Source organism: Micromonospora endophytica, from assembly GCF_003236305.1.
In the GTDB taxonomy this organism is placed as follows: domain Bacteria; phylum Actinomycetota; class Actinomycetes; order Mycobacteriales; family Micromonosporaceae; genus Micromonospora; species Micromonospora endophytica.
Window position 1 is genome coordinate 52,954 of sequence record NZ_POTX01000001.1, and the last position, 14,287, is coordinate 67,240.

Annotated in this window: 10 protein-coding genes; 6 read left to right on the top strand and 4 right to left on the bottom strand. The window is 73.6% G+C overall.

Features of this window, described 5'->3' with window-relative positions; genetic code table 11:
• Positions 1–2 precede the first annotated feature (2 nt).
• The 4 genes from C1I93_RS00195 to C1I93_RS00210 are packed head-to-tail and all read right to left on the bottom strand — an operon-like array spanning position 3 to position 7,588.
• A complete protein-coding gene (locus tag C1I93_RS00195; RefSeq protein ID WP_111241123.1) occupies positions 3–2,765 on the bottom strand; it encodes an FtsX-like permease family protein in 2,763 nt (920 codons plus the stop codon).
• Positions 2,762–5,932: an FtsX-like permease family protein gene (locus tag C1I93_RS00200; RefSeq protein WP_111241124.1), complete on the bottom strand. Its 3,171-nt coding sequence runs from the start codon at positions 5,930–5,932 to the stop codon at positions 2,762–2,764. Before C1I93_RS00200 ends, C1I93_RS00195 begins: the two co-directional genes overlap by 4 nt.
• A gap of 7 nt (positions 5,933–5,939) precedes the next feature.
• Entirely contained in the window at positions 5,940–6,662 is a 723-nt protein-coding gene (locus C1I93_RS00205) for an ABC transporter ATP-binding protein (RefSeq protein WP_111241125.1), read from the bottom strand.
• On the bottom strand, positions 6,659–7,588 hold the full coding sequence (locus C1I93_RS00210; RefSeq protein ID WP_111241177.1) for an ABC transporter ATP-binding protein: 930 nt from the start codon (positions 7,586–7,588) through the stop codon (positions 6,659–6,661). The genes C1I93_RS00205 and C1I93_RS00210 overlap by 4 nt, the downstream gene beginning before the upstream one ends.
• Positions 7,589–8,070: 482 nt before the next feature.
• Between C1I93_RS00210 and C1I93_RS00215 the strand changes: the two genes are divergently transcribed.
• From C1I93_RS00215 to C1I93_RS00240, 6 genes are read left to right on the top strand one after another with little or no spacing between them, the layout of a single operon-like run.
• On the top strand, positions 8,071–9,306 hold the full coding sequence (locus C1I93_RS00215) for an ATP-grasp domain-containing protein (RefSeq protein WP_223256638.1): 1,236 nt from the start codon (positions 8,071–8,073) through the stop codon (positions 9,304–9,306).
• Positions 9,303–10,151: a Rossmann-like domain-containing protein gene (locus C1I93_RS00220; protein WP_111241127.1), complete on the top strand. Its 849-nt coding sequence runs from the start codon at positions 9,303–9,305 to the stop codon at positions 10,149–10,151. Before C1I93_RS00215 ends, C1I93_RS00220 begins: the two co-directional genes overlap by 4 nt.
• Complete coding sequence (locus C1I93_RS00225; RefSeq protein ID WP_111241128.1) at positions 10,145–11,221, top strand: PLP-dependent cysteine synthase family protein; 1,077 nt, start codon at positions 10,145–10,147, stop codon at positions 11,219–11,221. Before C1I93_RS00220 ends, C1I93_RS00225 begins: the two co-directional genes overlap by 7 nt.
• A complete protein-coding gene (locus C1I93_RS00230) occupies positions 11,218–12,240 on the top strand; it encodes an enolase C-terminal domain-like protein (RefSeq protein ID WP_111241129.1) in 1,023 nt (340 codons plus the stop codon). The genes C1I93_RS00225 and C1I93_RS00230 overlap by 4 nt, the downstream gene beginning before the upstream one ends.
• Complete coding sequence (locus C1I93_RS00235) at positions 12,237–13,472, top strand: MFS transporter (RefSeq protein ID WP_111241130.1); 1,236 nt, start codon at positions 12,237–12,239, stop codon at positions 13,470–13,472. The genes C1I93_RS00230 and C1I93_RS00235 overlap by 4 nt, the downstream gene beginning before the upstream one ends.
• Entirely contained in the window at positions 13,469–14,272 is an 804-nt protein-coding gene (locus C1I93_RS00240) for a class I SAM-dependent methyltransferase (protein WP_111241131.1), read from the top strand. The genes C1I93_RS00235 and C1I93_RS00240 overlap by 4 nt, the downstream gene beginning before the upstream one ends.
• The last annotated feature ends 15 nt before the right edge of the window (positions 14,273–14,287 follow it).

A 14,287-nucleotide genomic window follows, 5' to 3' on the forward strand; every position in this document is an offset into this window, starting at 1 on the left:
CGCTACTGGTCACCGGCGCGGAGTACCTCGCTGAGCCGGTCGCGTCGCCGCAGCGCCGACTCGACAGGTACGACCACGGCGGCAGCCGCCAGCAGCGCCACGCTCACCAGGCCGAACAGCCACCACGGCAGGACCGCCGCCGGGTCGGCGGCTTGACCGGTGAGCAGCCGTAGCTCGATCGGACCGAGTGTCAGGCGGGCGAGCAGGGCCCCGAGCAGCGGGCCGCACACCGCGGCGACCACCACCGGCGGCAGCAGTTCTCCGGCGGCGACCCAGCGGGCGTCGCGTGGCCGTAGGCCGAGGGTCCGCAGCCGGGTCAGGGTCTGCCACCGCTCCGACGCACCGGCGGCGGCGGAGAGTGTGAGGCCGAGCAGCCCCAGCGCCAGCAACGCCGCTGCGGCCGTCCAGGCCAGTCGTAGTATCCCGGCGGTCAGCGGAGCCACTCGCTGTGCCCGCAGGACGTCTGCGCGCAGCACGACGTCGGCGGCGACGCCGCTGTTCGACACGGCCCGCGCCGCGCCGGGGCCGGTCACCCAGACGGTATTGGGAACGGCGGGCAGCCCCGCGTCGGCGAGGGCCGTGGCGTCGACGATGACGACGTCGTCGGCACCACCGACGGAGGGAGCGGTACCGACCGCAGCGAGGTGGATCGCCGGGGCGTCGTCCCGGGACAGTTGTAGTCGCGTGCCGGTCCGCAGGTCGCCGTTGCTCGATCGGACCAGCGCGGGGACGCCCCCGGGGCCAGGACCGGGTGCGGTGAGCCGGGCCAGTGCCGGCGCGTCGGGCAGCGGGGTGGTGGCCAGCAGGCGCTGGAACGCGGCGGCGTCCACGATGACCAGCCGTGGAGTGAGCAGCGTCGATTCGGTGAAGACGCGCGCCGAGTCGGTCACCTGCGCGACGACGACCTGCCCTACCCCGGGTGCGGCAACGATGCGCTCGGCGAGCGCGGGCGTCGCGGCGTCGGCGTCGGCGCCGATGTCGAGGCGGGCGTCGGCGCCGACGGTGCTCCACGCGCCGTCGGCCAGACCCCGGGTGACGGTGGCGCCGACGACGAGCGCGAACGACGCGAGCGCCGTGGCGCTGACCAGCACCAGCAGCGGCAGCGCGCGTCCGGCGGTGGTGGCCGCCCGGGCGGCGCCGAACACGGCCAGCGGGCGGCGCGAGCGCAGGGCCTGGCGGAGCGTGAACCCTACTCCGACGGGCAGCAGCCGCAGCAGGACGATCGCTGCGGCGAGCACGCCCAGCGCGACGGCGCCGAGCGGTAGGACCAGGTCGCCGGTCAGCTCACCGGCGTCGCCGTCGGAGGCGACGGGCAGGAGCCCACGCTGATGCAGCGTGACGAAGGCGGCGACCGCGGTGATCAGAACGGCGGACTCCACGACGGCGCGGCGCAGTTGGCCGGTGGCCAGGATCCAGCGCCGAGCCGCCCGGTTGGCGGGTTGGCGCCGGTCGCGGCTGGCGCGGGCGGCGGCGAGGATGCCGAACGCCGGCCCGGCGACGGCACCGGCCAGGACCACGGGAACGCTCCAGGTCCAGCAGACCCCCGGTGCGGCCACGCGGGCGAGCGCGAGCCCGACGGCGGCGGCAGACAGGGACACCACACTGGACTCGATGATCAGTTCCGTACCGAGGTCGGGTAGCGCCGCACCACGCTGCCGGGCGGCGCGTAGCGCCGGGGCACGGCGGCGGACCAGCAGGTCGGCGGCGAGCAGCAGGACCAGTACCGTGACGGTCAGGACTCCGGCGAGCAGCACGGCGGCCTGTGCGAAAGCGGCGCTGATCTGGGTACGGGCGTCGCGTAGGACGGTGTCGAGCTGCGATTCCCACTTCAGGGACTGGCTGCGGTCGGCTGATGCGCCGGAGGCTGCCTTGAGCTTCACCACCTGGCTGGCGATCGTCTCGGTGGCGTCCCAGGTGAGCGCGTCGGGTTCGGGGGCGAAGTGGATGGTGCGCCGGAGTTGATCCTCGTCGATGGCGAGCCGGGCGTCCGGCAGCGACTCGCGCGACAGCAGGCCGGCGAACCGGGTGGTGCCCACACCGTCGGCACCAGGCACGGGGCGTAGCAGCGCTGGGGCGAGTTGCCAGGCCGGGTCGGCGCTGTCCGCGGGTCGGTAGATCCCGCTGATCCGGACGTCCTTGTCCTGACCGTGGCCGTCCTGGACCGGGATTCGATCGCCGGGACCGAGGTCGAGGGCGGTGGCGTCGGTCTCGGAGAGGCCGACCTGCAGCGGCCAGGGCGGTCCGTGGGAGGGGATCTCGATGAACTGTTCGGGGACGGCGGGGCCGGGTGCGCTGCCGGAGATCCAGGTCACGTCCGGGCCGCCGAGGTCACCGGCCAGGTAGGTGAACTGGAAGGTACGCGGCACATCACCGCCGGTGATGCGCAGGATCGGGCCGTTGACAACGGCGACGGGCGGGCGCAGCGCGGTGTCCAGGTCGGGCCCGAGCAGGTAGGTCGCCCGGGCGCGGAAGTCGTCGATGTCCTCGGCGAGGCGGGTCATCCGTACCCGTCCGCCGGTCGGACCGTTGTCGTGTTCCCAGTTGGCGTGTACGAGGACGTTCGAGCCCTGGCCGGCGCGGCGTACCGTGTCCTGGACGGCGTTGTCGGCGCCGGCCCGGAGCAGCGCCGGCACGGCCCCGGCGAGCAGCGTGACGGCCGCGATGACGGCGGCGGTGAGCAGCAGCGCACCGGCGTCGGCACGGCCACGGCCACGGACGCTGGGCCAGTGCGGCGCCGGCCACCGGCGGGTCAGCCACCGGTTCACGGTGCCACCCGCAGGTGCGCCGCGTCGGCCCGGCGGACCTGGACGATGACCACCACGGCGACCGCCAGCAGGCATCCGGCCAGCAGCACGGCGAGCAGCGCGGCCTCGGCCGGCCACGGCCAGTGTGGCTGGGCGGCCGGGACCGGCGCGGCGCCGGTGTCGGAGCGTACGAGCAGGGGAGCGACGACGCGGGTGGCGAGCGCGCCGACGGCCGCGCCCGCCGCGAGCAGGGGCAGCAGCACGCCGGCGTGCTGACCGAGCAGTACCGCCCGGATGCCGCGCCGGGACATCCCCAGCCCACGCAGCCGCGCCACCTCGACGGCGCGGACCTGGAGATCGCAGGTCACGTGCAGCACGACGCCGGCGAGCAGCAGCAGGGCCGAGGCCGGGACGATGAGCCGGAGCGCGGCCGGCAGCCCGGCGTGCAGCGGGCCACCGGTGAGCCGGGCGGTCTCCGCCTCGCGGGTCGCGACGGTGCCCAGGTGCAGGGCGGTGGCCCGCTCGGCGGCACCGGGATCGGCGGGGTGGCCGACCCACCAGGCGTCGACCGGGAAGGTCAGGTCACCGGCGACGGCGCGGGCGCGCGACAGCATGTCCAGGTCGGCCAGGACGGCGACGGCGCCAGGAGCGGACGGTACGGTCGGCACCACCTCGGTGACGACGATCGGGACGGGCGTGGTGCCGACCGTGACGCTGAGCTGGCTGCCGCTGTCGGCACCGACCTCGCTGGCGAAGCGGGCGGAGACGGCGACGGGCACCGGGCCGGGGTCCGGGAAGGCGGTGGCGGCGAGGGTGCGGGCGGCGTCCGGGGCACCGCCGAGGTCGACTGTCATCGCCATTCGCAGCGCGGTCCCCGTCGGCGTGGCGGAGAGCACCACGGTTGGGTCACGCAACTTGCTCGGCACCGGCGGCGCGGATGTGGCGGTCCAATCCGATCCGTCGGCCGATCCAGCGGGCGGCATGGTGAGGGTGACGGCCAGGGCGGTGCGGCCGCCGACCGTGGGCTCGGCATCCGGGTCGGCCGTGACCGGCAGGGAGACCGCGACGAGACGCAGTCCGTCGGCGGTGGCGCACTCGGGCAGCCGGTGCTCCCGGCCGTCGAGCGGCACGGGGGGACCGGTGCAGGTTATCCGCAGACCGGCGGCGTCCTGCAGCAGCAGCTGGGGCGTCACGGCGATCGAGGTGTCGTCGGTCGCGGTCCCGCTCAGGACGAGCGGGGCACCAGCCGCAATGGCGAGGCCGGTGACGCGGGTCGGTGGGGCGAGCCGGGCGCCCACCTCCGCCCAGGTGCGGCCATGGTCGAGCCGCCCACGTAGCAGCGCGTCGGCGCGGGTGGTGTCGACGGCGACCAGGCGCGGCGGATCGCCGGCGGTGCCGAGCCACTGACCGACGGCCGTACCCCGATTGAGGGCTGGACTCGCCGCCCCGGAGGTGGCCGTGCCGACGACCGTCCCCTCTCCGGCCACCGGCGCCGTGCTGAGGGTGAGTGCCAGGTCGGTGCCGACGGCAAGCGCGGCCTGGTCGCGCTGCGACTGGTGCCACGTGGCGTCGAAGGCGAGGCCGAAGGTTGCGGCTGCGCAGGCCAGCCCGACGAGCAGCCCGGCGGCGACCGCCTGGGGTCGACGGGCGGCCTCGGAGACCGCCAGCGGAAGCGCCAGCCCACGGGCGCGGTACGCCAGCCGGTCGACGCCGCGCAGGGCGGGCAGTACCACCCGCAGCGCCAGGGCGGCGCCTGCGGTGAGCAGCAGCGCCGGCGCGATCACCCGGACCGGGTCGGCGCGTGGGCTGGCGGCGGTGGGCTGCGCGTACAGCTGCCACCATCCGGCGGCGGCGAAGACCGCGAGCATCAGGTCGGCGCCGGACCGGGTCAGCAGCTCGCGGCGGGTGCGCCGGTCGCCGGCTGCCGGGCCGGGCCGGATCGCCAGGAGGGTGATCACCGCGGCGAGTACCAGCGCGCCGCCAGCGACCACGAGGACCTGGATGCCGGTGATGGCCGGCCGGACGGCCAGGCCGGCGCCGTCCAGCGGCGGCAGCTGGGTCAGGCCGGCGTGCAGGGCCGACGACGCCGGTATCGCGAGGGCGACGGCGACGGCGGCGACGAGCCCGGCCTCGAGTGTCGCGGTGGCGGCGAGTTGGCGGCGGCTGGTGCCGAGGGCGGACCGCAGGGCCGTCTCGTCGGCGCGGATGCCCGCGGTCAGCCGGCCGGCGAGGACGAGCGCCGTCGCGGCCAGGACACCACCGAGGACGGCGATGGCGAGCACGACGGCGGCGGTGGCCTGCCGCTGGTCGTCGGCGGAGCGCAGGGTCAGCGGCAGGTCGGAGGCGACCCGGGCGAGCCGGACGCGGTCGCCGAGGGTGCCGGCCAGCCGACGGTCGGCACCGCGGACGGCCCCGGCCACGGCCTCCAGGTCGCGGCGGTTGGCGTTGGACAGGTCCGGATGGGCGGTGACCTCCATCCGGTCGACTGTGGCACCGGTGGTGAACAGGTCGGCGAGGTCGACGAGGAACGGGCCGTAGGCGTTGACCGGCTGCCGGAAGCGACCGTCCTGGTGGCCGCTGGTGGAGCCGGCCGCGGCCAGCGGGTCGCGGTCCCAGCCGCGCCCCGGCAACGGGCGCACCACACCGACGACCGTCACGTCGATGGCCGGGACGGGATCGTGGGCCAGCTCGGCGCCGAGGCGCACCCGGCGACCGGGGGAGAGGCCGAGCAGGTGGGCGGTGGACTCCAGCACCACCGCGTCACCACGCTCGCGCGGCCAGCGTCCGGTGACCAGCTCGGCTCGGGTCGGCAGGTCGTCCAGCCCCGACAGGTACGCCTGGGCCGGGACGGTGGTGCCCGGGGCGAGCGCGGGCGGCAGCGCCCGCAGCACTGTCGACGCCCGCGCGGTGGTGGTCACCGGGAACGGTGCGAGCGCGGCGGCGACCACGGTGCGGGTGTCGGCGGCGACGGACCGCGCGTCCGGACCCTCGACGGTGCCGGTGTAGACGGTCACGCCGACGTCGGTGGGATCCGCGCCGGCCATGGCGACCTCCAGCGCCCGCTCGGCGGTGCGGGTACTCAGCAGGGCGCAGGTGCCCAGCACTGTCGCGCCGACCGTGACCACCCCGATCAGGGCCGCCAGCAACGGCCACTGCGCACGGGCGCGCCGGCTGACCAGCCTCAGCATCGGCGCGTCACCCGGCGTCCGGCGCGGGCTCGTCCGGCTGCCCGGCCGCTGCCTCGTCGAGTAGCCCGTCGTGGATGCGGATCACCCGGTCCGCCAACGCCATCATCACCGGGTCGTGGGTGGACACCAGAACGGTGACGCCTTCGGACTCGACCACCCCGCGCAGCAGGGCCATCACCGACAGGCCGGTCTCCGCGTCCAGTTGCCCGGTGGGTTCGTCGGCGATCAGCAGCCGGGGCGAGGCGGCCAGCGCGCGGGCGATCGCCACCCGCTGCTGCTGGCCGCCGGACAGCTCAGCCGGCCGCTGCCGGGCGTGGTCGGCCAGGCCGACCAGCTCCAGCAGCAACTCGACCCGCCGCTCGCGCTCGGCCGGGGCGACGCGGGCCAGCCGCAGCGGGGCGGCGACGTTCTCCGCGGCCGACAGCACCGGGATCAACCCGAAGCTCTGGAAGACGTACGACACCTTCTCGCGCCGCAGCCGGGACAGGCCGTCCTCGTCGAGCGCGGTCACCTCGGTGCCGTCGACGTGCACGCTGCCGGCGTCCGGGCGATCCAGGCCGCCGACGGTGTTGAGCAGGGTGGTCTTGCCCGAGCCGGACCGTCCGACCAGCGCCACCATGGTGCCGGCGGCCACGTCGAACGACACCCCGCGCAGGGCGGGTACGACGGTCGGCCCGGTGCGGAAGCTCCGGTGCACGCCGCGCACCCGCAGCAGCGGCTCGCTGCTCATTCGCCGCTTCCCGAGGGGCGGATCGTGATGTGGTCGGGTTCCAGGGCCAGCCGGACCCGTCGGGTCAGCGCCAACGCCTGGCGGAAGTCCCGGGGCACCTGTACCCGTCCGGCCCGGTCCATCACGGCGTACTCCTCGGCGATCGTGTGCGTGTCGCCCACCGCGTCGGTGGTGGTGCGGCGCAGCACCTCGCTGCTGGTGCGCCCATCCCGGATCGCGACGGTCCGTTCGACCTGGCCGCTGACCTCCCGGTCGTGGGTCACCACGACAACGGTGACGCCGTACCGCCGGTTGACCTCCCGCAGCACACCGAAGACCTCAGCGGAGGTGGCGGCGTCCAGCTCGCCGGTCGGCTCGTCGGCGAGCAGCACCCGCGGCCGGTTGGCCAGCGCCACCGCGATCGCCACCCGCATCTGCTGTCCGCCGGAGAGTTGCCCGGGGCGCCGGTCGGCGCAGTCGGCGACACCGAGGCTGTCCAGCAGCTCCGCCGCGCGCTCCCGGCGCTCCTTCTTCGCGGTACGGGCCGCCGTCATCGGCAGGTCCACCATCTCCTGTGCGGTCAGGTAAGGGATCAGGTTGCTCGCCGTCTGCTGCCGTACGAACCCGACGGTCTGCCGCCGGTATTCCACCCGGTCGGCGGGGGACATCGCCAGCAGATTCCACCTGTCGACCCGGACCCGCCCGGCGGTGGGGGCGTCGATGCCGGCCAGGATGGCGAGCAGCGTCGACTTGCCCGACCCGGAGGCACCGACGACGGCGACCAGCTCACCGCTCTCCACGGCCAGGTCCAGACCCTGCAGTGCCTGCACCTCTATCGAGCCGGTCTGGTAGATCCGCACCAGGTTCTCGCAGACGATGAGCGCGTCCCGGCCGAACTCGGGTGCCCGCGCGGATGGCTGCGGCAGGGACAGCGGTGTGCGGGACATCATGGCTGCCTCATGCGTCACGAACCTCCATTGTCGGCGCTGAAGCAGTCTCGCAAGCCGCGGCTCCGTTGACCATGCCCCCGGGGCGGCTGAGGGCGAGCAGCGACCACCACGGGTAGCCGGCGGTGACGGTCCCGACGACGACGAGGGCCGCGAACAGTGCCGCCACGTCACAGGTCGGATGTGACACGGCGGCACTGACGTGCGGCGGGTGAACGCGATCGTCCCGGTCCGGGCACCCCTGCCGTCGACCACAGTCTGCCCCGGCACCTGCTGATGCCTCCCCACCACAAGGAGGTAAGCGGGGTGATCGACCGGAGCATCCACTGACTGCGGTGTGGTCGGTCCGTGGGCCGGCCACACCCAGGGACCGAACTAGCAATTGCAAATGACAACCGTTATCGTCTGGTGGTCCGGGATCCCCTGAACGTCGGGAGCGCGCGGTGGGCCACGTGTTGTTAGTCGAGAGCTGGGTCGGTGCGATGAGCACCCTGCTGCCCCGGGCGATCCGGGAAGCAGGGCATCGGTTCACCTTCCTGACCAGGAACCTGCATCACTACCTGCGCCAGGGCGTCGGCGAAGATGTGCACCCGTTGCTCACCGCGGACAACGTGATCACCGCCGAGACCAACGACCTGGACACGCTGCGGCACCAGGTCCAGCGGCTGCACGAGGTGCTGCGGTTCGACGGGGTCATCACGTCGTGTGACTACTACCTCAGCACCGCGGCTCAGTTGGCCGCACAGCTGGACCTGCCTGGTGCACGCCCGGAAGCCGTCGAGTGTGCCTACCGCAAGGACTTGGCGCGGCAGCGGATGCAGGCGGCCGGCCTGCCTGGTCCGGCGTTCGCGATCACCGAGGACTGGCCGGGCACCGAGGCCGCCGCACGCAGGCTGGGCTTCCCTCTGGTCGTCAAACCGGTCGACCTGTGCGCCGGGATGTTCGTCCGGCTGGTGGCCGACAGGACACAGCTGCGCGAGGCGTTCGATGCCCTCGGCGATTTCCCGGTCAATGCCCGTGGCCAGCAGCGCTCGTCGCTGGTGCTGTTGGAGGAAGTTCTGGTCGGGCCGGAGGTCAGCGTCGAGACCGTCACGATCGACCGGGCGACCACAGTGCTCGGCGTGACGGACAAGAGCCTGGCCGGTGAGCCGTGGTTCGTGGAGACGGGGCACATGTTCCCCGCGGCGCTCGATGCCGCCACGGCCACCGCGGTGTGTGACATGGCGGTCGCCGCCCTCGCCGCGGTCGGGTTCGACCGCGGCGTGGCACACACCGAGCTGCGGCTGACGGCAGCCGGGCCGCGGGTGGTGGAGATCAACCCTCGCCCGGCGGGTAACCAGATCACCGAGTTGGTCCGGCGGGCGACAGGGGTGGATCTCCCCATGGTGTTCGCCCAGCTCGCCCTCGGGGAACAGCCGGACCTCGGGGTGGCCGACACGGGGGTACGCAGCGCAGCCATCTCGTTCCTGCTTCCGCCCCGAGCCGGAACCGTTGCCGGGATCGACGGTTCGGCCGCGCTCACCGCGGCTCCCGATGTCGTGGACTGGGCGGTGAAACCCGCCGGGCACCGCACCGCTGACGCGGTCAGCAACAACAACTACCTCGGCCATGTCATGACCGTGGACACCGTAGGCCACGGCGCCCGGGCCCGGGCCGAGGAACTGGTTGCCGGGCTGGGCGTTCGGTACGCCGACGACATGGCGGGAGCCCTCGCGTGACGACGCCGACGCCGGTCGAGACCGGTGAGCCGTTCACGTCGGTGACCGATCTGATCGAGGCCGTCCGCGCGGCCCACCTCGGCCCCGACCCGGCCGATGAACTGGTCAGCGTCGCGTTCACCACCCGGCAAGGTGCCCGGCACGCCGGTCGTCTCCGGGGCTACCGCAACCACGTGCTCAGCCTCCGGGTGGGTTCCACCGTCGGTTCATGCGCGGTGGAGCCGGACGAGCTGACCGACGAGGTCGCCTACGACTGTGTGGGGCGCGGCGTCGCGGAACTGCTGACCCACCCGGTACGGGCGGTCCGCGTCGCGGCCCTCGACGCCTACCTCGCCGCGGCCCGCCCGCATGCGCAGGCCGCCCACGACACGGTGACGATCCCCGCAGGTGGCTCGCTGGCCAAATCGACCGCCCGGGCCACCGCGGTGGCGGAGCTGATACCGGTGGCTCCGGGGCGGCGTGTCCTGGTCGTCGGTGTGGTGAATTCCCTGCTCGAACAGTTGCGCCGCCGCGGCGTCAGCTACCTGCCCTGCGATCTGGCGGGCGGCAGCACTGAATGGGGCGAGCCGTGCCTGCCGGACGCCGCCGCCCTGCTGGAAGGCTGCGACGCCCTGCTGGTGTCCGGGATGACCCTGGGCAACGGCACATTCGAGCCGCTGCTGCGGCACGCCCGCGCGACCGGCAAGCCGATGGTGGCCTTCGCGCAGACCGGCAGCGCCGTCCTACCGTGCTTCCTCGGCTCTGGACTGAGCGCCGTGTCGGCCGAGCCGTACCCGTTCTTCTGGCTCGACGGCGGACCGACGACGATCTACCGCTATCGGGTCGCCGCCGGGTCGCCGTGCTGACCGTCCCCGCCCCGGCCACGTGCGTACCGCACCTGCTGGGGTTGCTGGGGCGCTCCCCGGTGGCGTTCGTCGATGTCCCGCTGCCGCACCCGCACGGCGGCTTCCACGCCAAGGTGGAGTACCTGAGCCCGGGCGGCATGAAAGCCCGCGCCGCCGTGGCCATGCTGCGGGCCGCTCGGCTGCGCGGCGAGCTTCGACCAGGAGCCACAGTGGTGGAGTCCACCAGCGGCACCCTCGGGCTGGGGCTGGCGTTCGCCGGGCAGGCTCTGGGCCACCCGGTCGTCCTGGTGGTGGATCGCGAACTGGAACGATCGATGCGGGCGCTGCTGACCGCCTACGGGGCGGCGGTCGAAAAGGTCGAGCAGCCGCATCCGGTCGGCGGATGGCAGCAGGCCCGCCTGGACCGGCTGCACGAGGTGCTGGCGCGCATTCCGGGCGCCTACTGGCCCGACCAGTACCACAACCCGGACAACGTCACCGGCTACTGCACCCTCGCCGAGGAGTTGACCGCACAGGTCGAGGCCGTTGATGTGCTGGTGTGCAGCGTCGGCACCGGCGGGCACAGTGCCGGCCTGGCCCGAGCGCTCAGGCGGCACTGGCCCGGGATGCGGCTCGTCGGTGTCGACACCGTCGGCTCGACGATCTTCGGTCAGCCCGCGAGGCCGCGGCTCATGCGCGGATTGGGCAGCAGCATCTTCCCCCGCAACGTCGACTACGCCGCCTTCGACGAGGTGCACTGGGTCGGCCCGGTGGAGGCGGTGGACACCTGCCGCCGGCTGGCGCGTTCGGCGTTCGTCACCGGCGGCTGGAGCACCGGCGCCGTCGCCCGGGTCGCCGCGTGGATCAGCCGCATGCAGCCCGGTGCCCGGGTGGTCACGATCTTCCCGGATGGTCCGCACCGCTACCTCGACTCGATCTTCGACGACGCGTACTGCGCCACCCACGGGCTGCTCGCCCCGGCTCCGGGCCATCCGATCGAGATCCCGTACCCGGACGCCGTCGAGGTGACCCGGTGGAGTCGTTGCCGGACGGTCCTCGATCCGCTGCGTAGCCTGGCGGTGCCGGCATGAGGCTCGGCTGGCGCACCTACCCGCTGCGGCTGCACGAACCGCTGCGGATCTCCCGCTCGGCGATGTCGGGACGCGACGCCGTGCAGGTCGACCTGTCCCACGACGGTGTCACCGGCCACGGTGAGGTCGTCACGAGCGGCTACTACGGCCTCGACCTGGCTGCCATCCTCGGGTTGCTGGCCGGGCTCAGGCACCGCGTACGCGGCTACGGCGAACCCGAGGCGCTGCTTGCGGAGCTGCCTGCGCTCGCTGCTGAGCTGCCCGCCGGTGTGCTGGCGGCACTGGACGCCGCCGTTCACGATCTGTTGGGCCGTCGTGCCGGGATGCCTGTGTATCGGTGGCTTGGCCGGCCCGCCTTCTCGCCGGCGCCCACGGCCCACACCATCGGCCTCGTCGCGCCTGACCACGCTGCCGCCACCGCTCGGGCGCTGGCCCGGCGTGGCTTCCGGCTCATCAAGGTCAAGTGCGGGGATCTCGCGGATGCGGCCCGGATCGCCGCAGTACGCGCCGCCATGCCGCATGCCCGGCTCGTCATCGACCCCAACGGCGCCTGGACGCCCGAGCAGACCGTACGGCTGCTCGACGCGGTGCGTCCGCACGGCATCGACGCCGTCGAACAACCCATCGCGCCCGGAACACCGCGGCTGCTCGCCTGGATCAGCGCGCGTACCGACGTGCCGGTCATCGCCGACGAGGATGCCGCCACGGTGGCGCACCTCGACCCCCTCGCGGGCGCGGTCGCCGGTATCAATATCAAGATCGCGAAGTGTGGGGGTATCCACGCCGCGCAGCAGATCGCGGCCGCGGCCAGCACCTACGGCATGGAACTCATGCTGGGCTGCCTGGTGGCCAGCTCGCTGGGCATCGCGCCAGCGGTGCACCTCACCGGCGGTGCCCGTTGGCTCGACCTGGACGGGCACCTGCTGCTCGCCGACGATCCGTGGACCGGCATCGGTGGCCACGACGGCGTCCTGCGGCTGACCGACGAACCCGGACTCGGCGTGCGGGTGGCCCGATGAGGACGTGGGTCACCCTGCGCAGCTTCCCGCTGTCCATCCGGCTGCTGGTGGTCAACCAGTTCGGCGTCAACGTCGGCTTCTACCTGCTGTTGCCCTACCTCGCCGGCTACCTGGCCGACGACGTCGGCCTGTCCGCCGCCGTGATCGGCATCGTGCTGGGCGTACGGAACCTCAGCCAGCAGGGCATGTTCCTGCTGGGCGGCTCGGCCGCCGACCGGATCGGCGCCCGTGGCGTCATCATCGCCGGCTGCGCCCTGCGTGCCGTCGGCTTCGGACTCTTCGCCATCAGCACGTCACTGCTGTTCCTGCTGGCTGCGTCGATCCTGTCCGGGCTGGCCGGGGCGCTGTTCAACCCGGCCGTGCGCACCTACGTGGCGCAGGCCGCCGCCGACCGGCGGGCCGAGGCGTTCGCGTTGTTCAACGTGTTCGCCAGTGCCGGCGCGCTGCTCGGGCCACTGCTCGGCTCCGCCCTGCTGGTTGTCGACTTCCGGGTCGCCGCGCTGGCCGCCGCAGCCGTGTTCGCCGCGCTCACCGTGGCGCAGGCGATCTGGCTGCCCGCCCAACCGGTCGAACCCAGCGCGGCAACCGTCTGGCAGGACTGGCGTACCGGCATCGCCGACCGCCGGTTCCTGGCCTTCAGCGTGGCGCTGGCCGGCATGTTCGCGTTGCAGACACAGCTGTACCTGATCCTGCCGATGCAGGCGGAACACGTCACCGGGCAGCCCGTGGCGGTCGCCGTGTTGTTCGTCGTCTCCACCGTGGTGACGCTCGCTCTGCAACTGCCCCTGACCGGCTGGCTGCAGGGCCGCTGGAGCCGCGGCACGAGCATCACCGCGGGGATGGCCGTCATGGGAGCCGGGTTCCTGCTGCCGCTGCTGCGCGTGGAATCGGCGCCACCGGTGCTGCGGATGGTGCCCGTGCTGGCCGCTGCTGTCCTGCTCACCGTCGGGGTGATGATCGCCCAACCCTTCGTGCTGGAGCTGATCCCCGCCTTCGCCGGGCGCGGGCTGACCGGCACCTACTTCGGCCTGTTCTACCTGGTGTCAGGGATCCTCGCCGCCGGCTGCACGGCCGCCGTCGGCGCGGCGGTGGGTGCCTCCGCCGACGCGGGCGTGCCCGGATCGGCGTGGCTGCTCACCGCAGGCGTCGGGATGGCGTCGGCGGGCGCGGTATGGCTGCTGCGCCGCGGCGGCCTGCTCACTCCCGCATCGGCTCCGGTGAGCGTCTCATGAGCGGAGAGAACCTCCTCACCGACAACCCGGAGCTGTACGAACAGCAGTTTCCCGACCCGGGTCACGTCGCTGCCCGGTTCGTCGACGACGTCGTGCGCCGATTCGCCGACCGGACCGTCGCCGGGCCCCGACTGCTCGACGTCGGTTGTGGCACCGGCCGCGACGCCGGGCACCTCGCCACGCTCGGCTACACCGCCACCGGGCTGGACACGTCGGTGCCGATGCTGACCTACGCGCGGCACCGCCACCCCCGGGTGCGGTTCGTCCGCGCCGACCTGCGCGCCTTCGAGCTGACCGAACGCTTCGACGTCGTCACCTGCCTGGACAGCGCGCTGCTCTACTGCCACCGCAACGCCGACCTGACCGCCTTCCTGCAACGCTGCCACCGGCACCTGCGCCCCGGTGGGCTACTGCTGGCGGAGATGCGCAACGGTGCGTTCTTCCTCGGCAACACCGAACTGCTCGACGGCGCCCGTACCCGCACCGTGACCTGGCGCGGCCTGACGTACACCTCCAGGACGCGGCTGTGGATCGACCACCGCGAGCAGCTGCTGCGCCGGGAACGTGTCTGGACCTGGCCGGCCTGCCCGGAACCGCTGGTGCAGACCTCGGCATGGCGGCTGCTGTTTCCCGCCGAGCTACGGCACCTGCTCGACACCGCCGGGTTCGACGTCGTGGCCCTGTTCGACAGCCCCGGCCCACGAACCGACCCGCCCTGGCATCCGGGAGCCGTGCTGTCGCGCGTCCTCTCCGGTGACCGCCTGCACCTGGTCGCCCGCCGCCGCAACGACGCGACGTGACCCGCACCCTTAGCG

Excerpts from the sequence above, each read along its gene's own strand:
- C1I93_RS00235 (WP_111241130.1), top strand. The coding sequence starts at position 12,237 with ATGAGGACGTGGGTCACCCTGCGCAGCTTCCCGCTGTCCATCCGGCTG.
- C1I93_RS00240 (WP_111241131.1), top strand. The coding sequence starts at position 13,469 with ATGAGCGGAGAGAACCTCCTCACCGACAACCCGGAGCTGTACGAACAG.
- C1I93_RS00205 (WP_111241125.1), bottom strand. The coding sequence starts at position 6,662 with ATGAGCAGCGAGCCGCTGCTGCGGGTGCGCGGCGTGCACCGGAGCTTC.
- C1I93_RS00210 (WP_111241177.1), bottom strand. The coding sequence starts at position 7,588 with ATGTCCCGCACACCGCTGTCCCTGCCGCAGCCATCCGCGCGGGCACCC.
- C1I93_RS00215 (WP_223256638.1), top strand. The coding sequence starts at position 8,071 with ATGAGCACCCTGCTGCCCCGGGCGATCCGGGAAGCAGGGCATCGGTTC.
- C1I93_RS00230 (WP_111241129.1), top strand. The coding sequence starts at position 11,218 with ATGAGGCTCGGCTGGCGCACCTACCCGCTGCGGCTGCACGAACCGCTG.
- C1I93_RS00200 (WP_111241124.1), bottom strand. The coding sequence starts at position 5,932 with ATGCTGAGGCTGGTCAGCCGGCGCGCCCGTGCGCAGTGGCCGTTGCTG.